Consider the following 26,657-nt stretch of genomic DNA (forward strand, 5'->3'; position numbering starts at 1 on the left):
TGAGTTAGTGCTGGAGGAGTACGGCGACGGTTCGGGGTGGGACTGTTGCGGTGCCGGTTGTGGGGGTCCACGTGGTTTGTTTGACGATCGGGTCGGTGCCGTTGGCCTGGATGGGGGAGAGGGAGAGGTTCGCGCCTGCCAGACCGGGGACGGTTTGACTTACTGCGGAGCCGGTGGAGTTGAAGACGACCAGGGCACCCTTGAGGGCAGGGTCTACGTCCGGTCCGACGGTGTCGTCGATGCGCATCGTGATGACGCCCGGTGTCGTACCGCTGAGCGGGTACGTGAGTTTCTGATTGATGAGGGCGGCTGAGCCCAATCGGAAGAGCGGCGTGGAGAAGCGGAGCTTGAGGAGGTCAGCGGCCGCGGTGGAGGCCGTCGTCACGTCGGTGGCTGACGGCTTGAGGGCCGGGTTGGCGAGTAGTGGCTTGATGTAGGACCACTTGGCCTCGTTGTCCGCCTTGGGTGGGAGGCCGTGGCCGAAGCCGTTGTCGGTGCCGGTCCAGTCCAGCGTGTTGAACCAGTCGCCGGAGTCGTACGAGTTGCGGTCCATCGACTTGCTGCGCAGCATGTCCGCGCCGGCGTGCCAGAACGACGGCGTCTGCGCCAATGCGGTCGTTGCCAGTGACAACGTGTTCATCCGGATCCGGTCGGCCATCGGCATCGTCGTCGGCAGCTTGTAGGTCAGCGTGTCCCACAACGTCTCGTTGTCGTGCGCGTCGACGTACGTGATCACCTCGTCCGGCTGGTCGGCGTACCCGGCCGGTGAGCCGTTGTAGTCGACCTGGTCGCCGCGGACCACGTCCCCGGACGACGCCGACTTGAAGCTGAACGACCTGAGGTTGCCGGCCAGACCGAGCTGCACCAGATCGGTGTCGTGGGCGAGCCGCTGCGCGCGCTGGTCCGGCGTACCGTTCACCGGGTCGCCGTTCGGGTCGCTCGCCTCGCCGGAGCCGAAGCCCTGCACGCGCGGGTTGTCGTCGAACGGCCCGCCGCCGCGTACTGCGTCCCGCAGCCGGTCCGAGAACGTGCCGATCCCGGTGCCGCCGAGATTGCCCTGCCGGGCCTGGACGAACAGTGCGTCGTTCGCCACCTCGCCGAAGTTCCAGCCCTCGCCGTACAGGTAGACCGACTTGCCGTCCACGCCGTCCTTGGCGAGGGTCAGCTTGTCGAGCGCGGCCCGGATCTTCAGCATGTTCGACTTGGTGTGGTGGCCCATCAGGTCGTAGCGGAAGCCGTCCACGTGGTAGTTGCGCGCCCAGCTCACGGTGCCGTCGACCATGATCTTCTCGGCCATGGCGTGCTCGGTGGCGATGTTGCTGCAGCAGGTCGAGTTCTCGACCTTCCCGGTGGCGTTCAGCCGCTGGTAGTACCCGGGCACGATCTGGTCCAGCACCGACGTCGGCGCCTGACCAGCGGCCGGTGTGTGGTTGTAGACCTGATCGAGTACGACGCGCAGCCCTGACTTGTGCAGCCCGCCCACCATCGTGCGGAACTCGGACACCCGAGCCAGCCCGTCCTTCTGCGTCGCGTACGACCCCTCCGGCGCCAGCCAGTGGTACGGGTCGTAACCCCAGTTGAAGCCGTCCTTCGCGGCCACAGCCGTCACACAGGCCTGCTGCTGCTCGGAGTCCGCCGGCAGCGCCTTCAGATCACACGCCGGCGTCTGCTGCCCGGTCTCCGGGATCGACGCGATGTCGAATGTCGGTAATAGGTGCACGGTGTTGAGCCCCGCAGCCTTCAGCGTCCGCAGGTGCTTCGTCCCGTCGCCCTCGTCAGCGAACGCCAGATAGGTACCGCGGTGCGCGGCCGGCACCGTACTGTCGTTGATCGAGAAGTCCCGCACGTGCAGCTCGTAAATGGTCGAGTCGACACCCCTGGCGAGCTTTGGCGACGGAGTACTCGACCACAACGCCGGCTTGCCCGCCGGGTCGTTCAGATCGGCAGCAACGGAGTACGCCGAGTCTGTGGTCAACGCCACCGAGTACGGGTCAGTGACGACGTTCATTTCCACCTTGCCGGTGCTGGGCGCGTAGACCGTCACCTCGTAGCGGTACGACGCGTTCTTCCACGACCGTGGTCCGCTCACCGACCAGGAGCCGTCGTCGCTGCGCTTCATCGGGACTGTGCTGGAGCCGACGAGCAGCCTGACGTTCTGTGCCGTGGGAGCCCACAGCGTGAACGTCGGCTGACCGCCGGTCCACGTGACGCCGTACGAGCGTCCAGTGGCGCTCCCGTAGACGTCGTCGAGCGCACCGGGGATCTGCACGCCCGTCGCGTCGAGCAGTCGGCCCGTGTCGTCGTACTGCGCGAGTCCAAGCTGGCCGGTGAGGATCTTCTTGACGTCAGCGTGGTCCAGGCGAAGCGTTGTGTACCCCGGTTTGACCACGGCAGGGTCGTAGCGCAGTCCGGCCGACGAACCGCCGATGTCGTCCGCGTCGACCTTCAGCGAGCCGGTGTCCGACCAGTGCAGGCGCCAGCGGTACCGCTCCGGGTGGTCGACGGCCGGTACGGCGAGGGTGTCGCGGTTCAGCCAGTACGCCTTCGCCTGACCGAGGTCGGGCTGCGCACCGGGCTTGGACGTCGTCACAGTGAGCTGATGGGTCGCGAGTACGTACGAGAACGTGACGACCAGCCCGTCGCCAGGCACAGTGACCGGCACGTTGTTCGCCGGGTAGCTCTCGTCCCAGGACAGGTTGTGCGCGACCTTCGCCTCATAGTTGCCCGCCTTCAACTCGCTGGTGGACCAGGTGTACGTGCCGTCCCCGTCCTCGTCGGTCAACCAGGGTCGCATGCACGACGGGTCCCAGTCGGCCGGACAGCCCAGCTCGGACTGGAACGACCCGGGGACTGTGATGATCGGCCCCTGCGCGCTGGACGTCGCGTAGTGCCGCCCGTGCTCGTAGTAGAAGGTGATCGGCCCGTTCGGTGCGGTGTAGGAGATGTTGGCGCCGTTCGGCGCCCCACCGGCACCGTAGTTCTCGTCCCAGGTCTTGTTGATCGCCGCCTTGTAGGCGTGCTCACCCGCAGGGATGGTGTACGTGCCCTTCCACACCTTGTCCTTCGGGTCGAGCGTCAGCTGCGCCTGGTCGCAGTCCGGTGACCAGTCCGCCGCGCAGCCCATCTCCGAGTTGTGATCGCCCGGCACCGACACGTTGGCCGGCTGCACGACCGGACCGGTGCTCCCACCGCCCCCACCTGGTGCGGCAGCGTCGCCGACCACGCCGTACGAACCCGAGACCGAGTAGTTGCCCGAGGCATCCCGTAGTACGGCGCGGTACTCGAGCAGCGTCCCCTTCGGCAGACCCGTGACGTCCTGGAACACGCGGTACGGCGCGTTGTCGTCGGCACCGAGCCGCTTCCACTCCGTCGTACCCACAGGTCGGTAGCCGAACGTCACAGTCGCCGGCGTGTTCTCCGGGACAGCCGCGGCGATCTCAGCGCGCCCACCGACCGTGGCGCCGAGCTCCGGCGAGCTCATGTACACAGCCGGTGCCTTGGCACGCGGCGGGACCTTGGTCTGCGCCTGGTACACCGTAACGGACAGCGGACCCTGGCTGACGACCACTCGGCCCTCACGGTCGGTCTTGACCGCCTTGGAGCCGCCATAGACCGGGTCGAGCCACGTGTTCGGCCCGTACGTCGGAACCGTCGCGGAGGCTGCCGTCTTCGAGTTGTTCGCCACCACCAGGTACTCGACGTTGTCACTGCCCAGCCGGCTGAACGCGTAGAGACCGTTGCTCTTGGAGGAGTACCGGTGGACCTGCCGTCCGTCGGACAGCGCCGGGTACTTGGCCCGCAGCTTCGCCAGCTCCGCGATGTGCCGGTACATCGGCGAGCTGACGTCGTACCGGTCCTTGCTGCCGATCTTCGTCGTACCGGTGCCGTCGACGACCTCGTCGTCCGCGTAGTCGGCTGTCTTGGTCGCGAACATGTCCTGTCGCGCGTCCTTGTCACCACCCGGGCCGGTGAACCCCTGCTCGTCGCCGTAGTAGATGACGGGCTGGCCGCGGGTCAGGTACATCAGCGAGTGCGCCAACTTGTCCCGGGCGAGCAGGTCGGGGCCGGTCGCACCGCTCTGCTGCAGGAACGTGCCGACGCGACCCATGTCGTGGTTCCCGAGGAACGTCGGCAGCTCGTACGCGTTGGAGTCCGTATCGGTGTAGTAGTCGTCGTCCGCGTAGAAGTCCTCCAGCTTGGTACTCGGATCGCCCTTGGCGTAGGCGACCGCGTTCTGCTGGAACCCGAAGTCGAGCGTCGCCTGCAGCGCGCCCTTGGTCGTGTACGTCGACATGTACTGCGGATTCGCGTCGTACACCTCGCCGAACATGAAGAAGTTCTTCGAGCCCGCGCTCTTCGCCGCGGCCAGGATCGCGGGCGAGAACTTCTCCCAGAACTCGATGTTCACGTGCTTCACGGTGTCGATCCGGAACCCGTCGATGCCGAACTCGGCCCAGGTCTTGTAGACGTCGATCATCCCGTCGCGGACTCGCGGCTGCTCGGTGAACAGGTCGTCCAGGCCGACGAAGTCGCCGTACTCCGCGCTCTCGCCGGCGAAGGTGGAGTCGCCGCGGTTGTGGTAGAGCGTCGGGTCGTTCAGCCAGGCCGGCACCTTCACCGTGGCGTCGGCCGGGGTCCGGAAGACCGGCACGTTCGGGAAGCTCGTGTTCGCGTCGAGCGGCGGGAACGTGTCGCCACCGGCGTACTGCTTGTCGTCGAAGACGTTGCCCGCGGCATCTTTGTACGGCGACGTGGATTTCGGGACGTAGCCGTACTGGTGGGACTGGTAGTCGATCACGTCCGCGGTGTGGTTGGTGATGATGTCGAAGAAGACCTTCATCCCCTTCGCGTGCGCGAGGTCGATCAGCTTCTTCATGTCCGCGTTCGTGCCCAGGTGCGGGTCGATCCGGGTGAAGTCGGTGATCCAGTAGCCGTGGTACCCGGCGCTCACGTCGGCGCCGGAACCCTGCACCGGGCGGTTCTTGAACGACGGGGTCAGCCAGATCGACGTCGTGCCGAGGGACTTGATGTAGTCGAGTTTCTGCATCACGCCGGCCAGGTCGCCGCCGTGGTAGAAGCCCTTGTCCGTCGGGTCCAGCCCGGTCTGCAGCCGGTCGCCGGTGAGACCGCCGGCGTCGTTCGACTTGTCGCCGTTGGCGAACCGGTCCGCCATCAGGAAGTAGAAGCGTTCCTTGGTCAGATCCGGCCGCAGGCTCGGTGTCGCGAGCGCCTTGTCCGCGGCGATCACGGTCGAGCCGGCCAGATCCACCGGCTTCACCGTCACAATGTGACTAGTGTCGTTGTAACTGAACTGCAGCTTGGCCGGGCCTTCGATCCGCAACGGGATGTTCGGTCCGTTCAGCACCCCACCGGCGCCGTAGTTCTCGTCCCAGCTCTTGTTGACCGCGACCTTGTACTCGTACGTCCCGGCCGGTACGTCGAACACCTTCGTGTACGGCGCACTCGCGCCCAGACTGGTCGCGGCACACCCCGGGTCCCAGTCACCCGCGCACCCGAGCTCGCTCTGCAGTGATCCCGCGAGGGTGATCACCCGCTCCGCCGCGACCTGAGCCGGTGCTGGTGACGCAGTCCCCAGCCCCAGCACGACCACCGCGGCCGCCGTGAAACCCGCCGTCAAACGCCTGAACCCGCGCATCGAGGTCCCCTCCCCGCCGACTCATCTGCGGGGGACGGTAGCGGCAGGCGTTTACCGTGAGGAGAGCTCGAATGTCACGGTCGGGTCACGAGCTCCGGAAGCGTCGTCTCGATCGGCGTGTGCACGACGGCGGTCGCGTGCTCGTCGTACGGCGTGGCCTGCGCGTTCAGGATGATCAGCGGCTTGTCGGCCTTCAGCGCGAGGTCGCAGAGACCTGCGGCCGGGTAGACCTGCAGCGAGGTCCCGACGGCCAGAAAGACGTCAGCCTCCGCAGTGGCGGCGGCAGCACGATCGAGGACGGTCCGGTCGAGTGACTCGCCGAACGAGACCGTGGCCGACTTCAGGATGCCGCCACACACCTCGCACGCCGGATCCTCGTCACCGGCGTCCAACCGGGGCAGTACGTCGGCCATCGGGATCCGTCGGTTGCACTGGAGACAGGCGACGTACCAGACCGTCCCGTGGAGTTCGTGGACCAGCTCTGGTGACGATCCGGCCTTCTGGTGCAGGCCGTCCACGTTCTGCGTGATCAGACCGGTCAGACGCCCCTGTCGCTCCAGCTCGACCAGTGCGAGGTGCCCAGGGTTCGGCTCCGCGGTCCACGCCGGTACGGCGAGGCGGTGCTTCCACGTCGCCACGCGGACCTCCCGACTGGCGACGTACTCGTCGATGTCGAACATCGCCTCCGCGGCCGGGTCCTTCGTCCAGACTCCCTGCGGCCCCCGGAAGTCGGGGATCCCCGACGCCGTCGAGATCCCGGCCCCGGTCAGTACGGCGATGCGTCCAGCGTCCCTGAGAGCGTCGATCACACCCCCGACGGTATCCATTCGGTGGCCAGAACGGACATCAGCACCTCGTCGACCCACTCACCGTCCCAGCGCAGCGCGTCCCGCAGTACGCCGTCGGACTCAGGGTCACCAGGTCTCCGGTCAGCGTCGGCTTGTGCGCGAAATCGGTCACAGAGCGGAGTGTTTCAGCTGACCCGCCGGACGACGTACCGATTTTCGTCGGACGACACCAGCTCCTGCGAGCGCATCCGGCACCAGGCAGGGATGTCGGTGGCTGCAGCCGGGTCGTCCGCCAGCACGGTGACGGTGTCGCCGACGGCAACGGTCGGTAGCGCCTTGGCCAGTTTGATCACCGGGAGTGGGCAGAGCAGACCAAGGCAGTCCAGGTCGACGTTCACATCCCCACCTCCGCTCGGATCCGCTCCACGATCCCTGGCAGCACGGAGCAGAACCGCTGCACGTCCGCGTGGCTGGTGTCGCGGGCCAGCGAGACACGCACGTTGCCGTGCGTCAGTACGCCCATGGCCGCCAGTACGTGCGAGGGACGCAGGGTGCTCGACGTACAGGCCGAGCCGCTGGAGACGGCGAAGCCCTCGGCGTCCAGCCCGGTGACCAGGGCCTCACCGTCCACGTAGAGACAGGAGAAGGTGAGGATGTGCGGCAGCCGGTCGTCCGGGTCGCCCACCACCTCGACATCGGGAACCTCCGCTGCGACCCGTTGCCTGATCTCGTCGATCCAGGCCCGGTGCTGCTTGTCCAGCTCCGCCAGCTCGGCACTCCGGGCCTGCAGTGCCGCAGCGGCAGCCAGCGTGTTGGGTACGTCCGGGAAACCAGGGGAGAGGCCGTCCTCCCGCTCGTCCATCGGCCACGCCGGAGTGATCCGCGTACCCTTCCGAACCGCCAGCAGCCCCACACCGGCCGGCCCACCCCACTTGTGCGCACTTGCCGCCAGCACCGACCACCCCGCCGGTACGACGTCGTGCCCCACAGAAGCGGACGCGTCAACAAACAGCGGTACGTCGCCACACGCCTCCGCGGCCGCACCGATGGGCTGGCGGGTACCGACCTCATGATTCGCGGACTGCAGTGCGGCCACCGCGACACCCGGCGCCTGGGCCGCCTGCGTGAATGCCTCGAGGTCGACCCGGCCGTGCATGTCCACGCCGATCTCGACCCCGGACTCACCAGCGGTATGTAGAACTGCCGAGTGCTCGACGGCGCTGTGCACGATCGTCGTACCGCTCCGGCTTCTGGCGTTGCGGACCGCTGACAGTCCGGACCGAATGGCTGCCGTACCGGAGGTGGTCAGGTACAGCTCGTCAGGGCGTACTCCGACGGCGTCCGCGAGCACCGCGCGGGCGTTGTCCAGCAGCAGTCTGGCGGTCCGTCCCTCGTGGTGCAGACGCACCGGATCGGCCCATCCGGAATCCACTGCCGACAGCAACATCTCCCGTGCCGCGGGATGCATCGGCTCCGCCGACGCGGCGTCCAGATACGTACGCTCGCTCACACGGGAAACGCTAAGCCCTACCTATGCGCGGGACCGCGGAAGGTGTCCAGTAGTGTTTGGTCGTCAGTCTCACTTGGGAAGGGAAAGGCGCCCCGTGGGTTCGAACGGCACGCCCGGAGTGGACGAGCGACCGGCAGGTTCTGCCGGCGCCACACGTCCGGCGAAGCGACGCCTGCTGGTCGGTGCGGCAGTGGTGCTAGGCACCCTGTCGATGACCGGTTGCTCGTCGGCGACCACCGAGCAGTGGAAGCGACTCGGTCTGCCCGAGGGTGCGTCCGACCGGACCGAGTCGGTCCGAAGCCTCTGGATCGGCGCGTGGATCGCCGCTCTGATCGTCGGCGTGATGGTCTGGGGCCTGATCCTCTGGGTCGTCGTGCGGTACCGCAAGCGCAACGACGACGCGCCCCGGCAGGTGCGGTACAACCTGCCGCTCGAGGTGCTCTACACCTTGGCGCCGTTCGCGATCATCGGTGTGCTGTTCTTCTACACCGTCGAGCACGGCAACAAGATCACCGCGATGTCGGCCAACCCGCAGCACACCGTGAACGTGGTGGGCCAGCAGTGGCAGTGGACCTTCAACTACAAGGACACCGTCGACGGCAAGGAGGGCGTCTGGGAGACCGGAACCCTCGACAAGCCGGCCACGCTGTGGCTGCCGGTGAACGAGTCGGTCAAGTTCGACCTGACCTCGCCGGACGTCATCCACTCCTTCTGGGTGCCGTCGTTCTACTTCAAGCTCGACGTGATCCCGGGCCGGACGAACAAGTTCGAGCTGACCCCGACCAAGACCGGCACCTTCGCCGGCAAGTGCGCCGAGCTCTGCGGCCTCTACCACAGCCGGATGGTCTTCAGCGTCAAGGTCGTCGACCGCGACGAGTACGACGCGCACTTGAAGGAACTGGCCGCCAAGGGCCAGACCGGAGCCGCCACCGGTGGCGCCGACGCCACCACCATTCCCGGTTCAGGGGAGGGCGAGAAGTGACCGAGTTCGCCGAGCGCACCGGCGCCATCGGTAGCACCACCGCGCTGCCAAGGCGTCGGACCAAGGGTCAGTTGCTGGTCAAGTACCTGACCACGACCGACCACAAGCTGATCGGGCACATGTACCTGATCACGTCGTTCGCGTTCTTCCTGATCGGCGGCGTGATGGCGCTGCTGATCCGCGCCGAGCTGGCCAAGCCGGGCCTGCAGATCGTGAACGAAGAGGTGTACAACCAGCTCTTCACGATGCACGGCACGATCATGCTGCTGCTGTTCGCGACCCCGCTGTTCGTCGGCTTCGCGAACGAGATCATGCCGATCCAGATCGGTGCCCCCGACGTCGCGTTCCCGCGACTGAACATGTTCAGCTACTGGCTGTTCCTGTTCGGTGGTCTGATCACGATCAGCGGCTTCTTCACCCCGGGCGGCGCGGCCGACTTCGGCTGGTTCGCCTACGCCCCGCTGTCCAACGCGGTCCGTTCGCCGGGTGTCGGCGGCGACCTGTGGATCATGGGTCTGTGGATGGCCGGTCTGGGCACCATCCTCGGTGCGGTCAACTTCGTCACCACGATCATCACCATGCGCGCACCTGGCATGACGATGTTCCGGATGCCGATCTTCACCTGGAACATCCTGGTGACCTCGATCCTGGTGCTGATCGCGTTCCCGATCCTGGCCGGCGCGCTGCTCGTCCTCGAGGCGGACAGAACCTTGGGAGCCCATGTGTTCGATGCCGCGAACGGGGGGCCACTGCTGTGGCAACACCTGTTCTGGTTCTTCGGACATCCAGAGGTGTACATCATCGCGCTGCCGTTCTTCGGCATCATCACCGAGATCCTCCCGGTCTTCAGCCGCAAGCCCGTCTTCGGCTACATCGGTCTGGTCAGCGCGACCCTCGGTATCGCGGTCCTCTCGGTCGCGGTCTGGGCGCACCACATGTTCGTCACCGGCGCGGTGAACCTGCCGTTCTTCTCGTTCATGACGTTCCTGATCGCGATCCCGACCGGTGTGAAGTTCTTCAACTGGATCGGCACGATCTGGGGCGGATCGGTGTCCTTCGACACCCCGATGCTCTGGTCGATCGGCTTCCTGACCACCTTCCTCTTCGGTGGTCTGACCGGCATCATCCTGGCCTCGCCGGCCCTGGACTACCAGCTGTCCGACTCGTACTTCGTGGTCGCGCACTTCCACTACGTCGTGTTCGGCACCGTGGTGTTCGCGATGTTCGCGGGCTTCTACTACTGGTGGCCTAAGTTCACCGGCCGGATGCTCGACGAGCGGCTCGGCAAGCTGCACTTCTGGCTGCTGTTCATCGGCTTCCACACCACGTTCCTCGTGCAGCACTGGCTGGGCGTCGAGGGCATGCCGCGGCGCTATGCGTCGTACGGCGCCAACGAGGGCTTCACCACGCTGAACGAGGTGTCGAGTGTCGGCGCCTTCGTGCTCGGCCTGTCGATGCTGCCGTTCTTCTACAACGTGTACAAGTCGCGGAAGGCGCCGCTGGTCGGCGTCGACGACCCGTGGGGCTGGGGCCGCTCGCTGGAGTGGGCGACCAGCTCCCCGCCGCCGCGGCACAACTTCGAGAGGCTGCCGCGGATCCGGTCCGAGTCGCCGGCGTTCGACCTGCACCACGCCGACCTGGCCCTGGCGGAGTACCCGGACAACCGGGCCGGCGCCGACAACCTGCTGGACGCGGGCGACGACCAGGGACGCGTCGAGCACCTGATCGAGCAGCTCGACGAGTCCGGTAAGAGCTCCGATGGGGAGACCGAAGGGAAGGACAAGGCGTGAAGGTCGAAGCCTGGGTCTTCGGGATCCTGAGCGTTTTCGTGGTGGTCGTCACGCCGATCTACTGGCTGATGTCCGGCGACCCCACCGGTACCACCGCGCTGGTGATGGTGTTCTTCCTGTCCCTGCTGGTGGCGTTCTACCTGAGCGTCACCGCCCGGCGGATGGACGCCCGGCCGGAGGACCGCAAGGAAGCGGAGATCGTCGACGGAGCCGGCGAGCTCGGCTTCTTCCCGCCGTACTCGTGGTGGCCGCTGTGGTGCGCGCTGACCCTGTCGGTGGTCGTGCTCGGCATCGTCTTCGGCTGGTGGCTGTTCATCGCCGGCTGCGGTATCGGCATCGTGACGCTGAGCGGGTTCATCTTCGAGTACTACCGCGGGGACCACGCTCACTAGTTGAGAACCGTACGAAAAACGCCGACCGGGAACGAACCGGTCGGCGTTTTCGTGCGTCTTTAAGGATGCCGCCAGTACGGACGGTTGTGGTCCGTACCAGTTCGGTGGCGATGCGATGCAGGGAAATGTCAGTGCGGCAGGTTACCCTTACCGCGGTTTGACTAAACAGGGGAGAGCTGGGGAATGGTGAGCAGTTCGGTGAGGAAGCACGGCCTTGCCGTGGCGGGGATCTGCGTGCTGCTGCTGGCCGGTACGGCGTGTAGCGACACCAAGGCCGACGGTGGCGGTAACGGCGGTCAGTCGACGCCCAGCAACTCGACGTCGCAGAGCAACTCGCCCGGCGCTTCCACCACACCCTCGTCGAGCCCGTCGGAGTCGAACTCCGCGGCCGACATCGCGTTCGTGCCCGCCAAGGGCGCCACGGCAGTTCAGCCGAACAAGCCCGTCACCGTCACCACGACGGCCGGCAAGCTCACCGAGGTGACGCTGAAGGACGACGACGGCGACAAGGTCAGCGGCAACTTCAACACCGATAAGACCCAGTGGACCTCGGTGCCGCAGCTCAAGCCCGGCGCGTCGTACACGGTGAGCGGCTCCGCGGAGGGCACCGACGGCGCCAGCGTGCCGATCAGCTCGTCGTTCAAGACGCTGAAGGCAACCAAGAGCCTGAAGGCCTCGGTCGTCCCGCTGAACGGTGAGACCGTCGGCGTCGCGCTGCCGATCCAGATCTTCTGGAACAACCCGGTCAAGGACCGTGCCGCGGTCGAGAAGCGGCTGTCCGTGAAGACCTCGGTCCCGGTCGACGGCAGCTGGCACTGGGTGAGCAGCAAGCAGGTCAACTACCGCCCGAAGAACTACTGGCCGGCCGGCACCAAGGTGACGGTGAACATCGACACCCAGGGCGTGGCCGCGGGCAACAACACCTGGGGCACCTCCAGCCGGAAGATCTCCTTCAACATCGGCAAGTCCGTGGTCAGCAACGTCAACGTGAAGAAGCACACGATGACGGTGACGATCAACGGCAAGGTGGCCCGCTCCATCCCGATCACCGCCGGCAAGGACGGCTTCACCACCCGCAGCGGGGTGAAGGTGATCATGGAGAAGTTCACCACCAAGCGGATGGACGCGGCGACCGTCGGCATCAAGCCCGGCGACCCCGAGTACTACAACATCAGCAACGTGAAGTGGGCCCAGCGGGTCACCAGCTCCGGCGAGTTCATCCACGGCGCCCCGTGGTCGGCCGGCAGCCAGGGCAGCGCCAACGTCAGCCACGGCTGCGTCGGCATGAGCCTCGCGGACGCCCAGTGGTTCTTCAACCAGACCCTCCGCGGCGACCCGGTGATCGTCACCGGCACCACCCGCCACATGGAGCCCGGCAACGGCTGGACCGACTGGAACACCACCTGGGCCGCCTACAAGGCCGGCTCCGCGCTCTCCTGACCCACACACCACCCGAAGGGCGACCCGACTCGATCGGGCCGCCCTTCGGCCTGTGCGGCCGGTTTTGTGGTGGCCTGAAGTGGCCCTTGGGGGCTGGGGACCCGGTGCGGCGCTTACGCTCGGAGATCGGTGGTCACGGAGTGTCTGTGGCTGGTGAGGACTTCCGGGGTGGTTCGTGGCGGACGGCGTGCAGCGGCTGGTCGGTGGTCGGTACCGGTTGCTCGACGAGCTCGGGTCCGGCGGGTTCGGACGGGTCTGGCGGGCGCGGGACGAGACGCTCGCGGTCGACGTCGCGATCAAGGAGATCGGCCTCCCGGACGGGCTCTCCGAGCTGCGCAGGCGAGGCCGACATCGATGAGGCAGACAATTACCGCGTAGTGCCCTGCTGGTACGGCGCTGCCGACCGGCGCGTGGTCTCGGTGCACAACGTGACCACCTCGGAGATGGTCGACGGTTCCGGCGAACGCACCTGCTCCGACGGCACCGACACCGGCACGAAGTACACCGTCGGGACCGGCTCCAGCTGGCGCGTGATGTGCCTGGTCAAGAAGTGAGCGCCTTGACCACCTCATCAGCATGGAGCGCGGGCAGCGAGTGGTGGGTGGCGTCCGGGAGGTGTACGACGGTGGCGCCGGCGGACTCCGCGCGCTGAGCAACCACCTGTGGGTCGTGCGCCTTGCTGCGGTCGGCGACGAGGACAACTGTCGCTGGCAGGCCGGTGAGAGCTGTCTGGCGGCGCGGCTTGACCGGTCGCGTGGTGGGCTCAAGAGATCCAAGGCCGGCCAAGTGCAGCCAGTCCGCGGGTACGGGAAGCCCCTGGGTCTCCCAGCGGATGAAAGCCTCGTGGCGACGCTCTGACGGTTTGAGGAGCATCGGGAGGGCTCTGGCTACGTATGAGGGTTTGAGACCGCTGAAGCAGTCTGTAGGGTCGATCAGGGCCAGTTTCCGGACAGGGGCCTGCAGCGCGTAGGTGAGGGCGATCCAGGCGCCGTACGAGTGGCCGACCAGGAGTGGGTCGTCCAGGCCCTTCATGACGCCGGCGAGCCAGTTCATCACGTCGCCGGTCGTGCGGGGCGGGGGAGCGGTGCTGAGGCCCGCGTCGCCGGGGAGGTCGGGGGCGTAGACGCGGTGCTGCTCCGCGAGCCGCGGGGCGACCGCGAACCAGACCGGTGCGGTGGCGCCGTGGCCGGCCAGGAGGACGACGGGCGGGGCGTCGGCCGGGCCGCAGACGTTCACGTGGGTGCCGTCGATGTCGAGGTGCTCGACCGGGACGTCCCAGCGGGCGAGCAGAGCGTCGTACGCGTCCTGGAAACTCATGATGCCGAGAATAGCTCACTGAGTGAGGTAAATTGCCGGGCATGCGAGAAGGAGTGACACCGGCCGATCCGGAACGTGCGGCTGCCCTGGGGCTGGTGCACCAGTTGCGCGAGGTCGCGTTGCGGCTCGAACTGGCGATCGGCGAGTTCGCCAGGACGACCGGTCTGCACAGCACCGACGTACGGGCGCTGGTTCGGCTTCTGGACGCCGAACGGGCCGGAGGGGAGCCCACGCCCAGTTGGTTGGCTCAGCAGCTCGGAATGACCTCTCAGGCGACGACGGCGGTCATCCACCGCCTGGAGGCCGCCGGCCACGTCGAACGCCTCAGAAGCCGCACAGACGGCCGCAGCTCCCAACTCCAGGTCACCGACACCGCTATAGCTCTCGGCTGGCAGTTCTTCGGCCCGCTTCTGGACCGCCTGATCACGGTGACCGGTTCGCTCACCGCCGCGGAGCAGGGCGTCGTGGCCAGCTACCTGAGTGACGTCAACGAGGCGATCGGCTGACGGACAGACGAAGGGCCCCCGGCGAGTGCCGGGGGCCCTTAGGGTGCTGCTCTGTGCGATTACGAGCGGTCGCTCGTGACCTCGCGGTACGTCTCAGTCTCTTCCGTCAACTCGTGGATCTCGTCGGCGTCGTGAGCGTGCTCCTGCGCCTCGTGGAGTTCCTCGGCCGTCGGCTTCTGCACCGCGTCGGCGTAGTAGAACCGGGACAGTGCGGCCCGGGCCTTGTGCAGCGCCCGGCGCGGGGCGCGGACACCGTTCTCGTCGGTCTCCGGACCGACCTCGTGCGGCACCAGCCGGTCCCGCGCGGTCAGCGAGTAGGCCTCGTACGTCGAGATCGGCTGGTGCTTCTCGGTGTACTTGCCGTCCGCGTCCCGCACGATCACACCGGTCTCCAGGCCGTGCAGCAGCCGGTCCCGGTCGGCGCGCTGCAGCGAGATCGCCCAGCGGCGGGCGATCCAGAAGCCCAGGATCGGCCCCAGGAACACCGCGAACCGCAGGAACCAGGTCACGGCGTTCAGCGAGATGCCGAAGTGGGTGGCGATCAGGTCGTTACCACCACCGACCCACAGCAGGCCGTAGAAGGTGATGAAGGCGACCCCGATTCCGGTCCGGGTCGGTACGTCGCGCGGCCGGTCGAGCAGGTGGTGCTCCCGTTTGTCGCCGGTGATCCACCCCTCGATGAACGGATAGAGCGCGACCAGCGTGACGAACGCCGGCGGGACGATCAGCGCGGGTATCAGCAGGTTCCAGCTGATCGTGATGCCCCAGAAGGTCGACTCGAAGCCGGGGAAGATCCGGACCGAGCCTTCCAGCCAGCCCATGTACCAGTCGGGCTGCGAACCCGCGGTCACCTCCGCCGGGTTGTACGGCCCGTAGAGCCAGACCGGGTTGATCTGCATCAGGGCACCCATCAGGGCGGTGATGCCGAACACGACGAAGAAGAAGCCGCCGGCCTTGGCCATGTACACCGGGAACAGCGGGTAGCCGACCACGTTCTTCTGGGTGCGGCCGGGACCGGCGTACTGCGTGTGCTTGTGGTACACGACCAGGAACAGGTGCGCCGTGACCATCCCCAGGATGAGGCCCGGGATCAGCAGCACATGGACGATGAAGAATCTGGAGACGAAGTCGTTGCCCGGGAACTCGCCGCCGAAGATGAAGAAGTTCATGTACGTGCCGACCACGGGTGACGCCTGGATCATGCCGTTGGTGATCCGCAGACCGGTACCGGACAGCAGGTCGTCGGGGAGGCCGTAGCCGAGGAAGCCCTCGATGATGCCCAGGAACAGCATCCCGAAGCCGATCAGCCAGTTCAGCTCGCGCGGCTTGCGGAACGCACCGGTGAAGAACATCCGGAGCAGGTGCACCATCATCGAGGCGATGAACAGCACGGCCGCCCAGTGGTGGATCTGCCGGATCAGCAGACCGCCGCGGACGTCGAAGGTGATGTCCAGCGTCGAGGCGTAGGCCTCCGACATGTGCAGGCCCTTGAGCAGGCTGTACGAGCCCTGGTACTCGACCTCGGCCATCGACGGCTTGAACCAGAAGGTCAGGAAGATGCCGGTGAGGATCAGGATGATGAAGCTGTAGAGCGCGATCTCACCGAGCATGAAGGACCAGTGGTCGGGGAAGACCTTACGCAGGTTCTTCTTCCCGATCTTCGCGATGCCGAGGCGATCGTCGACCCACTTGACCGGTCCAGGGAACTCTGTGTTTGTTGACACTGTTGTCACCCTCGTTCGAAGAAGCTCGGGCCGACCGGCTCGTGGAAGCCGCTCTGCGCTACCAGGTAGCCCTCACCGTCAACTGCCAACGGTAGCTGAGGAAGCGGACGGGCCGCAGGGCCGAAGACGACCTTGGCGCCGTCGGCCAGGTCGAAGGTCGACTGGTGGCACGGGCAGAGCACGTGGTGCGTGGTCTGCTCGTACAGCGAGATCGGGCAACCGACGTGGGTGCAGATCTTCGAGTAGCAGAGGATCCCGTCGACGCCCCAGTTCTCGCGGCCGGGTGGGGTGCGGATCTCGCTCGGCTTGATCCGGACCACGATCACCGCGGCCTTCGCCTTGGCGTTCTGGTACTCCGTCGGGTCCTCTTCCTGCAGCGGGGCCAGGTTGGCCGGCGCCGCGTTGACCAGCTGGCCGACAACCATGTCGGACGGCTTGATCGGGCGGTCCGTGACATCGTTGACGACCCGGATGCCCTTGGCCCAGATCGTGTTGTACAGCGCCCGGCCCGGCAGCGGGCCCAGGTCGCGGAGCAGCACGATGGCCGGCAGGCCCAGCGCGGCCAGCGCACCGATCAGCGAGTTGCGGATCATCTTGCGGCGGCCGAAACCGGACTCGGCGGCGCCTTCCTTGAACGCCTCGGTGATCTCCGCGATCTGCTCGGGCGAGGAGTGCGCGGCGTGCCGGTCCTCGGCGATCTCCTCGTCGACCATCAGCTTCTTGGCCCACTGGATCGCGCCGGCACCGATCAGGAACAGCGCCAGCCCGATGCACAGGCCGATCACCATGTTGTTCGCGTTGCCGGACAGCGGGCCGAACACGATGTGCGCGTCCCGCGGGATCGCGAAGTACGCCACGCAGGCGCCCAGCACCAGGAGGGTCGCCAGGCCGAACATCGACGACACCTGACGCTCGGCGCGGTCGGCGGCCTTCGGGTCGATGTCGGTGATCCGCGGCTCGTGCGGCTCGATCCCCGGGTCCGGAATCGGCTCGGCGACCTCGACGGCGCCGTGGTGCTCGTCGTCCGCCTTCACCGGGAGGTTCTTGTCGTCGCTCACTTGGCCTTCGCTCCCTTGGCCTTGACGCCCTTGGCGCCGATCCAGACCGCTACGCACACCAGGACGCCGATGCCGATGAACCAGCCCCAGAGGCCTTCGGAGACCGGGCCGAGCCGGCCGAGGCCGAAGCCACCCGGGTCCTTCTGGTTCTGCAGCGCCTTCAGGTAAGCAATGATGTCGCGCTTGTCCTCCGGCTGCATCACCTGGTCGGAGAAGACCGGCATCTGCTGCGGGCCGGTCAGCATGGCCTCGTAGATGTGCTTCTCACTGACGCCCATCAGCGACGGCGCGTACTTGCCGTTCGGCAGTGCGCCACCGCGGCCTGCGAAGTTGTGGCAGGCCGTGCAGTTGGTGCGGAACAGTTCGCCACCGCGGGTGACCTGCTCGTCGGTGGCCTTGCTCACGTCGTACGACTCCGACGCCGGGACCGCGGGACCGGGGGCGAGCGAGGCGACGTACGCGGCCAGGGCCTCGATCTCCTCCTGTGAGTACGCCGGGGTCTTGCGCGGGATCTGCGAGCCGGGCTGCATGGCCGGCATCCGGCCGGTCCCGACCTGGAAGTCGACCGCGGCGGCGCCGACGCCGATCAGCGACGGTCCGGCCATCTTGCCCTCGCCGTTCCCGCCACCCTCGGCGTTCAGGCCGTGGCAGCTGGCACAGCCGACCGCGAAGAGCTTCTTGCCCTCCTCGATCTGCTGGGACTGGGCCGAGTTGTCCGCGGCCGCGTCGTCAGGGGCGAAGGCGGCGTACGCCGAGCCGACTGCCAGGAGGCCGAACAGGAGCACGACGAGGCCGGCGGACCGGTGCCGTCGTCGCGCGGAGAGAAAGCGCGCCGGTGACAAGGAATGTCTCTTCTCACTCATTTGAGCAGGTAGATGGTCGCGAACAGGGCGATCCAGACCACGTCGACGAAGTGCCAGTAGTACGACACGACGATCGCCGAGACGGCCTGTTCGTGGGTGAACTTACGAGCCATGTACGTCCTGGCCAGGACGAACACGAAAGCGATGAGGCCGCCGGTCACGTGCAGCGCGTGGAACCCGGTGGCCAGGTAGAACACCGAGCCGTACGCGTTGGACGAGATGGTCAGGCCCTCGTGGACCAGCCCGGTGTACTCCGTCACCTGGCCGGCGACGAACACGGCGCCCATGAGGTAGGTGAGGATGAACCACTCACGCATACCCCAGCCCCGGATGTTCGCCAGTGAGCCGCTGCGGCCCACCTTGCCGTGCTCGGCGGCGAAGACGCCCGCCTGGCAGGTGAACGACGACGCGACCAGGATGAACGTGTTCACCGAGGCGAACGGCACGTCCAGCATCTGGGTCATCGACTGCCAGAGGGTCTCCGTACCCGGAGCGGCGGCAGCGGTCGTCACCGACCGGATCGTGAAGTACGCCGCGAACAGGGCGGCGAAGAACATCAGTTCGCTCGAGAGCCAGACGATCGTGCCGACACTGACCATGCTGGGACGGTCGTGGTGTCCGTGTTCACGAGACGCTGGGAGCGCGGTTGCAGTGGCCACGCGGTCATTATGTCGGTCCTTGCGTTCAGCGCTACGACCACCCCCGTGCATGTCGCCGACTGGTGCTTTCTACTGTGGAAGCGTGCTTCCCCTTCACGCCACGCCGGGCGACCAGATCGAGCCGCTCACGCCGCTCCGGTTGCTGACGGCATGGACCTTCGAGCCGGTGTTACTCGGCGTGATCATCCTGCTGGGCGCGGTCTACCTGTACGGCGTACACAAACTGCGCGCCCGCGGTGACAAATGGTCCCGCGGCCGGACGTTCTCCTTCGTCGGCGTGGGTCTGGGCAGCGCGGTGATCGCCACCCAGTCCGCCCTCGGCACCTACGACACGGTGCTGATCAGCGTGCACATGGTCCAGCACATGATCCTGTCGATGCTGACGCCGCTCGCGCTGGCGCTCGGCGCGCCGATCACGCTGGCGCTCCGGACGCTGCCGCAGCGGCCGCGAAAGTGGTTGCTCTCCGTGTTGCACTCTCGCCTCGCGAAGGTGCTCTGCTTCCCGCTGATCGGGTTCACGCTGTTCGTCCTCAGCCCCTGGGCGCTGTACTTCAGCGGCTGGTACGACGCCACGCTCCGCTCGACCGCGCTGCACGATCTGTTGCACCTGCACTTCATCCTGGTCGGATCGCTGTTCTTCTGGCCGCTGCTCGGGCTGGACCCGGTCCCCGGCCGCGTGATCTACCCGTTCCGGCTGATCTTGACGTTCCTCACACTGCCGTTCCACGCGTTCCTGGGGATCACGATCATGTCCGCGAACACGCTGATCGCCGAGGACTGGTACACCAGCTTCGGCCGCTCGTGGCCGCCGTCACCGCTGCACGACCAGTACATCGCCGGCGGTCTGCTCTGGGGCTCGGGCGACCTCGTCGGCGTCGCGTTCTTCGCCGTCCTGTTCGTCCAGTGGGTGCGTGAGTCGCAGCGTGAGGCACGCCGTGAGGACCGCCGCCTGGACCGCTTGGAGGAACAGGCTCGCCGGACCGGACAGGCACCCCGGTAACATGCGCATGTCCACTCGTCACAGAACACAGCTTGGGATGGATCGATGAGTTCAGAGCGTCCGCTGAAGGTCCTGCTCTACAGCGACGACCGTACGACGCGGGAGTCCGTCCGGCTGGCCCTCGGGAAGCGGCCCGCCGCTGATCTGCCCGAGCTCGAGTACGTCGAGTGCGCCACCGAGCCGGCCGTGATCAAGACCATGGACAAGGGCGGCATCGACCTGGCCATCCTGGACGGCGAGGCGGTTCCCGCCGGCGGCCTCGGGATCGCCCGGCAGCTGAAGGACGAGATCTTCCAGTGCCCGCCGGTGCTGGTCATCACCGGCCGCCCGCAGGACGCCTGGCTGGCGACCTGGTCGCGCGCCGAGGGCGCGATCTCGCACCCGATCGACCCGATCAAGATGGCCGAGGTGACCGCGGACCTGCTCCGCCAGCGCCTCGCCAAGCTCCCTGCCACCACCGCCTGACCCAGTGGCCGCCTACACCTGGCCCCAGGTCATCGGTCCGTTGTTGCGGCACGAGGACCTGGAGGCCGCCGCCACCGCGTGGGCGATGGAGCAGATCCTGTCCGGCGCGGCCACTCCGGCGCAGCTGGCCGGGTTCGTGATCGCGCTGCGGTCCAAGGGCGAGACAGTCTCCGAGGTCGAGGGGCTCGTGCAGACGATGCGCGAGTTCGCCACCCGGGTCAGCGTTCCGGGCCGGACGCTCGACGTCGTCGGCACCGGCGGTGACCAAGCGCACACCGTGAACATCAGCACGATGTCCGCGATCGTTGCCGCGGGCGCCGGGGCGAAGGTCGTGAAGCACGGCAACCGCGCCGCGTCGTCGGCGTGCGGCGCGGCCGACGTACTCGAGGAGCTGGGGATCCCGCTCGACCTCACCGGGCCGCAGGTGGCCGAGGTGGGGGAGCGGGCCGGGATCACGTTCTGCTTCGCGTCCGCGTTCCACCCGGCATTGCGGAACGCTGCGGTGCCGCGGCGCGAACTCGGCGTACCGACGACGTTCAACCTGCTCGGGCCGCTGGCGAACCCGGGTGACCCGTCCGCGCAGGCGGTCGGGGTCGCCGACGGGCGGGTCGCCGGGCTGATGGCCGGCGTACTCGCGCGGCGCGGGATCGACGCGCTGGTGTTCCACGGCGACGACGGTCTCGACGAGCTGACCACACGGACGACGTCCCAGGTGTGGACCGTCGGCGGCGGGAAGGTCGAGGGGCCGGTCACGCTGGACCCGCGGGACCTCGGGATCGAGCCCGTGTCGGCCGATGCGCTGAAGGGCGCGGACGCGACGTACAACGCGAAGGTCGTACGGGCGTTGGTCGAGGGCGAGCCGGGAGCGGTACGGGACGTCGTACTGCTGAACGCCGGGGCGGCGCTGGCGGCGTACACGCCTGAGGAAGGCACCGTGACGGCGCGGATCCGGGTCGGGATGGACCGGGCGGCCGAAGCGATCGACTCCGGGGCGGCGAAGGACGTGCTGGACCGGTGGATCGCTGCCTGCGCCGAGGTGCGCGGCTGACCTTCGAGATGGCAGCAGGGGCCGGCGGGTGGTTGCACGCCGGCCCCTGCTGTTAGTTCATCTTGATCTGGCTGACCTTGTAGCGCCAGACATTTTGCCAAGCTGGTGTCGATCCGGCGATGTCGGCGATCGACACATCCGCCGTACCGTCGCCGCGATCGATGACCGCGATCATCACCGTGGAGTAGGTCTCGGTCAGCTTCGGGACCTTGACCGGGATCTTCGCGACGATCTCGTGACCCGGGTGGCCGCCGACGCTGATCGCCTTGTGGGTGGTGCCGGGCAGCACCTTGGTGTCCTTGTCGTACAGGCTGACGATCGCGCGGCCGCCGATCTGCACCGCGGCCTCCTTGAGACCCGCCGGGGTGTTCTGGTACGTGATGTCCGGCGGGAGCTGGCCGAAGGAGACGTAGTTGCCCCAGCTCGCGGTCTTGCCGTCGTAGTTCTTGTGCACGGTCAGCCAGATCGCGGCGCCGCCCCAGAGCCCGGTGCGCTCGTAGTTGTTGCTCCAGGCCGAACTCATGATCGGCATCGAGTCATTGTTGGAAGCAAGCATCTCGGTGCCGAGCACCTTGCCGACCGGGGTCGGCGTGCTGGACGGCTTCACCGACGGGCTGACGGTCTCGATCGACTTGCCCTCCGACGGCAGCGCCACCGGAGCGACCGCGTCGGCCTTCGTCCAGATCCAGCCGGCACTCAGCCCGGTCGCCGCGAGCGCGGTCACCACCAGTACCAGCGCGCCGATCATCCGAGCCCGCCCGTTCACACCAGCCGGCGTCCCGTCGCCCCCATCGCTCCCAGGCAGCCGACCACCGCCGGCGCCACGACCACCGTCAGCGGCATGCCCGGCCGCGTGCCCAGCCGCGTGTGCCGCCTGTCCGTCGCCCTTGGCCCGCGGCCCGGCTGCCTGCTGAACAACCTGCCCGAACCCAGCCTGCTGCCCCGGCTGAGGCCCACGCTGATTACCTGGCTGACCTGGCTGACCTGGCTGAGCGGCGTGCTGGCCACCCCGCGACGGCTGGCCGCCCTGCTGACCGGCCGAGTGCTGCTGGGGTGGGTTCGGTCCACCGGGCTGAGGCCCCAACGCCTGGTTCTGCCAACCAGGCGGCCGCTGACCAGGCTGCTGCGCACCCCACATCTGCCCCGCCTGCGGCTGACCCGGCTGGGGTTGGCCCGGTGAGGTTTGACCCGGTTGGGGTTGTGCGGACTGTGGTTGACCGGGGCGTGCTTGACCCGGCTGCGGCTGGGGCTGACCCGACTGTGGTTGCCCCGGCTGCGGCTGGCCTGACTGCGGCTGACGTGACTGCGGCTGACCCCAGTGCGGCGGCTGCGCGGACTGCGGGTGGCCCGACGGCGCTTGACCCGTCGGCGGGCGGTTCGGCTGCTGGTCGCCGTACTGCGGAGTTTGCGGCGCACCCGACTGCGGCGCACCCGACTGCGGGTGTGCCTGGTGTGGCCGAGGCTGTTGCTGGCCTGGCTGCGGCTGGGTGCCCCACATCTGGGCGCCGGGCTGCGGCGCTGGCTGTTGCTGGCCGGGCTGTGGTGTGGGCTGGCTGGTCCAGTGTTGTTGCTGGGGCGGCGCCGCGTGCTGTGGGCGGGCCGCCGGTGGGGGCGGCGGCGCAGGCGCGGGCGACTGCCCGAACAGCGCATCCGACGACCCGCCCGACGAACCCTGCCCCGACTGCTGCTGCCCCGACGGCTGCCCTGACTGCTGGCCCGGCTCTAGCCCGGACTGCTGCCATTGGCTCGCCGACTGCGTCCCCAACCCATGCCCCGGCTGCTCACCCGGCTGTTGGTGGGTGGGGGCGGCGGGGGACGGGGGTGCTTGGGGGGTGCCGGCCAGTGGGTCGCTTGATACCGGGCGCGCCGGATCGGCGGGGGTGCCCGGGGGAGCATTGTGGCGGCGGGGCGGGTTCTGGTCTTCGTTCTCAGCCAACGTTGATTCCCTTGTAGGCCTGACTCTCGGCCGCCTTCAGGTCTGCCCGGTTGTTCGGGATTCCGCTGATGTAGGCGACCGCCGTTCCGTCACCGAGGTCGAAAACGGCCACCGTCAGGGTAAGCACTCGATCGGTCACCGCGGCCGACTTCGCGGTCACGGTCTGCTGGAAGAACCAGCCCGATTTGCCGGACCGCTTCACCGCCCCGTTCGCGATCGTCGTGTAGGTGACCGGGATGGTCCCGTACATGTCCTTGCGCAACTGCACCGACAGCGCCGACGCGGTCGCTTTCGGGTCACCGTTGAACCCGGAGCCGGTACCGAGACCGCCGACGAAGATGTCCGCGCTCCAGTCGTCGCTGCCGTTCGCGTTCTCCTGCAGGACGATCCGCTGGCCGGCCGAGCTGAGCAGCTGCTGGACGAGCCGCTTACGGTCCGACCATGGCGAGCTCCGGCGCGGGAACGAGATCGCGTCCGACGCGATCCGCCCGAAGCCCTCGTGCAGCTTCGGGTTCTTCGACTGACCCGGCTTGGTACTCGACTCGCCCGTCGGTTGCCCCGTCGGCGAGCTGCTCTGGGTCGGTGAACCGGTCGGGTTCGGGTCGGCCTGCTGGTCGTCGCCGCCCTTCGCGATCAGCACCACGGCGAGGACGATCACCATCACCAGCGCGACGCCACCGGCGATGATCAGCGGTAGCTTCGCGCCGAACGGGCCGCCGCCACCGCCGGGTCCCTTCGGCTTCTTCCCCTTGCTCTTGTTGCTCTTGTCCTTGCCGACCCCGGAGCTCAGGTCCGCCTGGCCGCCCCAGGAGTCGTTGCCGTCGTCACCCCAGGCGCGCTGAGTCTGCTGCTCTCCCCAGGTCTGCTGCCCGCCGCCCTGCTGCAGCGCCTGCGCGCCACCGGAACCCTGACCACTCTGCTCAGCGCCCCACTGCTGTCCGCCCTGCTGCTGCCCAGAGCCCCAGGCCTGGTCGCCGCCCTGTTGCCCAGAGCCCCAAGACTGCTCGGTCTCCTGCGTGGCGCCCCAAGCCTGCTGGCCGGACTGCTGAGCGTCACCCCAGCCATTGCCCTGCTGATCGTCACCCTGCTGCACCGGCCAGCTCTGGCCGCCCCACGACTGGTCGCCCTGCTGTCCGCCCTGCTGTCCACTCTGTGCGTCCGCAGTCGCCTGCTGACCCCACGGCCCGGACTCCTGTACGCCGCCGTGCTGGTCGCCAACGCCCCACCCGTTGTCCACCGCCTGCGAATCAGCCCCAGCCGCACCCTGCTGCGCGCCCCAGCCCTCACCCGCATGCGGGTCATCCCAGCCGTTCGAAGCCTGACCACCCGCCTGCTGACCACCCCAGCCGTTCTCCTGGCCGCCGGTCTGCTGGTTCTCCCAGCTGGGCTGCTGCTCGCCAGACTGCTGGTCGCCCCAGCCACTCCCTTGACCACCGGCCTGCTGGTTCTCCCGGCCGGGCTCCTGCCCGCCGGACTGCTGATTGCCCCAGCCCGTCTGCTGGCCGTCCGACTGCTGGTTGCCCCAGCCATTCTCTTGACCGCCGGCCTGCTGGTTCTCCCAGCTGGGCTGTTGGCCGCCCGACTGCTGGTTCTCCCAGCTCGGTTGCTGAGCGGGGGACTGCGGGTCGTTCGAGCTCTGGCCTTGGTCGGTCGACGGCTGGTCGCCCCAGAGTTGGACCGGCTCGGGCTGCTGGTTGCTGGATGCGCCCCAGGCCGGCTGCTCCTGCGTGGTGTCGTCCGAAGTCGGCACGGTCCAGAGGGGAGCGGCCTTTTCGGGGGTCTGCAGGTCGTCCTCGTCCTGAGCCTCGACACCCCAGGACGGTCCGTCGGTGGACTGCTGATCGTCCGCGTCACCCGACTGACTACCCCAGTCCGGCTGCAGGTCCGTCATCGCCTCGTCGTCAAAGACCTCCGAGTCCGCACCCTGCCCGCCCGCACCCTGCCCGCCCGCTTCCTGCGTTCCCGATACTTGCGCGCCGGAGGTCTGCGTGCCCGCGGTCTGCCCGCCGGCTGCCTGCGTGCTGGAGGTCTGCGTCTCGGGGGTCTGCTGCGTGGAGGGCATGTTCGCCGGCGGGATGTTCGCGCCTGCGGCCTCGACGTTTTCCTTTGGGGTCGGCGCGAACCTCGGTTGCGCGGTCCAACTGACGTCGGACCATCCCTCGCCCGAATCGGCGCCCGCCGCGCCGCCTGACCCGGCGCCGGAATCGTCCGACCCGTCGGAGGGATCCGGCGCGAGCTTCAGCGTCCAGCCGTTGGTCTGCTCCGTCGGCCGTGTCTCCGGTACGTCGGCTGCCACCGCGGCCGCTGCTGCTGCCTCTGCCTCGGTGACCTCACGCTGCGACCAATGCTCAGAAGGTGCGGGCGCGATCTCCGGGGCATTCCACGTGGCCTTCGCCCGATCAGCCGGAGAGGGCTCAGCCCCGTCACCCGGCGCCGACTCGCCAACCGCGGCCGCACCCGTCGACTGCCCCGAATCTGTCGCCTGGCCAGTACCTGTCGACTGCACCGAGCCGGTGGCCTGCGCCGCCGAGCCGGCGGACTGGGCCCAGCCGTCGGTCTGCGCTGCACCCGTCGACTGCGCTGAACCGGTCGACTGGGCAGAGCCGGTCTGCGCGGAGCCGTCGGTTTGCGCGGAGCCGGTGGATGGCGCCGGGCCGGTCGAGTCGCCGGAGCCCGCATGCTGCGTGGGCGTGGGTGTTGTCGACTGCGGGGACGTTGCGGGGTAGTTCTGGATCTGTGTGGCGTCGTCCGGTGAGACGGCGCGCAGGTGTGGTCCGTTGTTCGGCTGGCCGTCGCCCGTGGTTGAGCCTGCATCCCACGGCTGCGGAGCATTCGACTGCTGCCAAGCGCCTGAGCCGTCCGACGGCTCGGGGCCGACAGCACCCGTCTCCGGCTGCTGCACCGATCGCAGCCCTGGTCCGGACGACTCCTGGGCCGGCTGCTGCAGCCACGACTGCTGTGGCTCCTGCTGGGCCCACGTCGGTTGCTGGTCAGGTGTGGACTGCTGCTGCGGCCACTGGTTCGCGGTATCCGGCTGTTGGGACCACTGAACCTGCGGCTCAGACTCCTGCGACCACTGGACCTGAGGCTCGGATTGCTGGGACCACTGGGGCTGCGACTCAGGTTCTTGGGGCCACTGAGCCTGCTGGTCGGGCTGCTGGGTCCACTGGGCCTGCGGGTCGGGCTGCTGGGACCACTGGGCCTGCTGGTCGGGCTGCTGGGACCACTGGGCCTGCGGGTCGGGCTGTTGGGACCACTGGGCCTGCGGTTCCGGTTGTTGCGGCTCAGGGGTGGCCGGTTCCGGAGTGGGGTCCGAGGGGGAGGTCGGCTGCGGGGAGGGGTCCTCCTTGGTGGCCGCGTCCTCCTTCTCGGTTTTGTTGGTCCACTTCTCCCCGTTCCAGAAGCGGATGGTGTCGGGCTGGCCGGTGGGGTCGGGGTACCAGCCGGCGGGAGGGTTGCTCATCCGCGTCCTCGCTCGGCGGTCGGCACGACCGTGCGGACCGCGGCGGACTCGGTAGCGAAC

Annotated in this window: 22 protein-coding genes; 11 read left to right on the forward strand and 11 right to left on the reverse strand. The window is 68.0% G+C overall.

Features of this window, described 5'->3' with window-relative positions; all coding sequences use genetic code 11:
- Positions 1 to 4 precede the first annotated feature (4 nt).
- The 4 genes from pulA to AC0662_RS35610 all read right to left on the reverse strand — a co-directional run bounded on the left by pulA (position 5) and on the right by AC0662_RS35610 (position 7,954).
- Positions 5 to 5,656 carry a pullulanase-type alpha-1,6-glucosidase gene (gene pulA, locus AC0662_RS35595; protein WP_478306187.1) on the reverse strand — a complete coding sequence of 1,884 codons (5,652 nt, stop codon included), beginning with the start codon at positions 5,654 to 5,656 and terminating at the stop codon, positions 5 to 7.
- Between the two features lie 74 nt (positions 5,657 to 5,730).
- Positions 5,731 to 6,465 (reverse strand): SIR2 family NAD-dependent protein deacylase, encoded by a 735-nt coding sequence (locus AC0662_RS35600; RefSeq protein WP_478306189.1) that lies wholly within the window; start codon positions 6,463 to 6,465, stop codon positions 5,731 to 5,733.
- A gap of 164 nt (positions 6,466 to 6,629) precedes the next feature.
- Positions 6,630 to 6,842 carry a sulfurtransferase TusA family protein gene (locus AC0662_RS35605; RefSeq protein WP_452204721.1) on the reverse strand — a complete coding sequence of 71 codons (213 nt, stop codon included), beginning with the start codon at positions 6,840 to 6,842 and terminating at the stop codon, positions 6,630 to 6,632.
- A complete protein-coding gene (locus AC0662_RS35610) occupies positions 6,839 to 7,954 on the reverse strand; it encodes a cysteine desulfurase family protein (RefSeq protein ID WP_452204722.1) in 1,116 nt (371 codons plus the stop codon). Before AC0662_RS35610 ends, AC0662_RS35605 begins: the two co-directional genes overlap by 4 nt.
- A gap of 94 nt (positions 7,955 to 8,048) precedes the next feature.
- On the opposite strand from AC0662_RS35610, the gene ctaC reads away from it, so the two are divergent.
- From ctaC to AC0662_RS35640, 6 genes are all read left to right on the forward strand, one after another.
- Positions 8,049 to 8,936, forward strand: coding sequence for an aa3-type cytochrome oxidase subunit II (gene ctaC / locus AC0662_RS35615; RefSeq protein WP_478306191.1), 888 nt, complete (start codon positions 8,049 to 8,051; stop codon positions 8,934 to 8,936).
- Complete coding sequence (gene ctaD / locus AC0662_RS35620; RefSeq protein ID WP_452203416.1) at positions 8,933 to 10,726, forward strand: aa3-type cytochrome oxidase subunit I; 1,794 nt, start codon at positions 8,933 to 8,935, stop codon at positions 10,724 to 10,726. The genes ctaC and ctaD overlap by 4 nt, the downstream gene beginning before the upstream one ends.
- Complete coding sequence (locus tag AC0662_RS35625) at positions 10,723 to 11,118, forward strand: cytochrome c oxidase subunit 4 (RefSeq protein ID WP_452203415.1); 396 nt, start codon at positions 10,723 to 10,725, stop codon at positions 11,116 to 11,118. The genes ctaD and AC0662_RS35625 overlap by 4 nt, the downstream gene beginning before the upstream one ends.
- Positions 11,119 to 11,316: 198 nt before the next feature.
- Complete coding sequence (locus AC0662_RS35630; protein ID WP_452203414.1) at positions 11,317 to 12,558, forward strand: L,D-transpeptidase; 1,242 nt, start codon at positions 11,317 to 11,319, stop codon at positions 12,556 to 12,558.
- Positions 12,559 to 12,733: 175 nt separating this feature from the next.
- Positions 12,734 to 12,916 carry a hypothetical protein gene (locus AC0662_RS35635; RefSeq protein WP_478306194.1) on the forward strand — a complete coding sequence of 61 codons (183 nt, stop codon included), beginning with the start codon at positions 12,734 to 12,736 and terminating at the stop codon, positions 12,914 to 12,916.
- A gap of 70 nt (positions 12,917 to 12,986) precedes the next feature.
- Complete coding sequence (locus tag AC0662_RS35640; RefSeq protein ID WP_478306196.1) at positions 12,987 to 13,112, forward strand: hypothetical protein; 126 nt, start codon at positions 12,987 to 12,989, stop codon at positions 13,110 to 13,112.
- Here AC0662_RS35640 and AC0662_RS35645 read toward each other — a convergent pair.
- Positions 13,102 to 13,875 carry an alpha/beta fold hydrolase gene (locus AC0662_RS35645; RefSeq protein WP_478306198.1) on the reverse strand — a complete coding sequence of 258 codons (774 nt, stop codon included), beginning with the start codon at positions 13,873 to 13,875 and terminating at the stop codon, positions 13,102 to 13,104. The genes AC0662_RS35640 and AC0662_RS35645 overlap by 11 nt on opposite strands.
- Positions 13,876 to 13,916: 41 nt before the next feature.
- Between AC0662_RS35645 and AC0662_RS35650 the strand changes: the two genes are divergently transcribed.
- The gene (locus tag AC0662_RS35650) at positions 13,917 to 14,381 is read left to right on the forward strand and encodes a MarR family winged helix-turn-helix transcriptional regulator (protein WP_478306200.1); all 465 of its coding nucleotides are present in this window, start codon (positions 13,917 to 13,919) and stop codon (positions 14,379 to 14,381) included.
- 59 nt (positions 14,382 to 14,440) lie between these two features.
- Here AC0662_RS35650 and qcrB read toward each other — a convergent pair whose 3' ends face one another.
- From qcrB to ctaE, 4 genes are read right to left on the reverse strand one after another with little or no spacing between them, the layout of a single operon-like run.
- Positions 14,441 to 16,114 (reverse strand): cytochrome bc1 complex cytochrome b subunit, encoded by a 1,674-nt coding sequence (gene qcrB, locus AC0662_RS35655; RefSeq protein ID WP_478306202.1) that lies wholly within the window; start codon positions 16,112 to 16,114, stop codon positions 14,441 to 14,443.
- A complete protein-coding gene (gene qcrA, locus AC0662_RS35660; protein ID WP_452203420.1) occupies positions 16,111 to 17,139 on the reverse strand; it encodes a cytochrome bc1 complex Rieske iron-sulfur subunit in 1,029 nt (342 codons plus the stop codon). Before qcrA ends, qcrB begins: the two co-directional genes overlap by 4 nt.
- Before the next feature lie 20 nt (positions 17,140 to 17,159).
- Entirely contained in the window at positions 17,160 to 18,026 is an 867-nt protein-coding gene (gene qcrC, locus AC0662_RS35665; RefSeq protein ID WP_452203409.1) for a cytochrome bc1 complex diheme cytochrome c subunit, read from the reverse strand.
- Complete coding sequence (gene ctaE, locus AC0662_RS35670) at positions 18,023 to 18,736, reverse strand: aa3-type cytochrome oxidase subunit III (RefSeq protein ID WP_452203408.1); 714 nt, start codon at positions 18,734 to 18,736, stop codon at positions 18,023 to 18,025. The genes qcrC and ctaE overlap by 4 nt, the downstream gene beginning before the upstream one ends.
- A gap of 31 nt (positions 18,737 to 18,767) precedes the next feature.
- On the opposite strand from ctaE, the gene AC0662_RS35675 reads away from it, so the two are divergent.
- The 3 genes from AC0662_RS35675 to trpD are packed head-to-tail and all read left to right on the forward strand — an operon-like array spanning position 18,768 to position 21,198.
- Positions 18,768 to 19,685, forward strand: coding sequence for a cytochrome c oxidase assembly protein (locus AC0662_RS35675; RefSeq protein WP_478306204.1), 918 nt, complete (start codon positions 18,768 to 18,770; stop codon positions 19,683 to 19,685).
- A 45-nt stretch (positions 19,686 to 19,730) separates the two neighbouring features.
- Positions 19,731 to 20,150, forward strand: coding sequence for an Rv3143 family two-component system response regulator (locus tag AC0662_RS35680; protein ID WP_452203406.1), 420 nt, complete (start codon positions 19,731 to 19,733; stop codon positions 20,148 to 20,150).
- Between the two features lie 4 nt (positions 20,151 to 20,154).
- The gene (gene trpD, locus AC0662_RS35685) at positions 20,155 to 21,198 is read left to right on the forward strand and encodes an anthranilate phosphoribosyltransferase (protein ID WP_478306206.1); all 1,044 of its coding nucleotides are present in this window, start codon (positions 20,155 to 20,157) and stop codon (positions 21,196 to 21,198) included.
- Between the two features lie 52 nt (positions 21,199 to 21,250).
- Here trpD and AC0662_RS35690 read toward each other — a convergent pair whose 3' ends face one another.
- Positions 21,251 to 21,964 carry a hypothetical protein gene (locus AC0662_RS35690; RefSeq protein ID WP_452203404.1) on the reverse strand — a complete coding sequence of 238 codons (714 nt, stop codon included), beginning with the start codon at positions 21,962 to 21,964 and terminating at the stop codon, positions 21,251 to 21,253.
- 75 nt (positions 21,965 to 22,039) lie between these two features.
- Here AC0662_RS35690 and AC0662_RS35695 point away from each other — a divergent pair, with 75 nt between their 5' ends.
- Positions 22,040 to 22,378 (forward strand): hypothetical protein, encoded by a 339-nt coding sequence (locus AC0662_RS35695; RefSeq protein WP_478306208.1) that lies wholly within the window; start codon positions 22,040 to 22,042, stop codon positions 22,376 to 22,378.
- A gap of 748 nt (positions 22,379 to 23,126) precedes the next feature.
- On the opposite strand, the gene AC0662_RS35700 is transcribed toward AC0662_RS35695, so the two are convergent.
- Complete coding sequence (locus AC0662_RS35700) at positions 23,127 to 26,597, reverse strand: hypothetical protein (protein WP_478306210.1); 3,471 nt, start codon at positions 26,595 to 26,597, stop codon at positions 23,127 to 23,129.
- Positions 26,598 to 26,657: the final 60 nt, after the last annotated feature.

The organism is Kribbella sp. NPDC043289, from assembly GCF_056436705.1.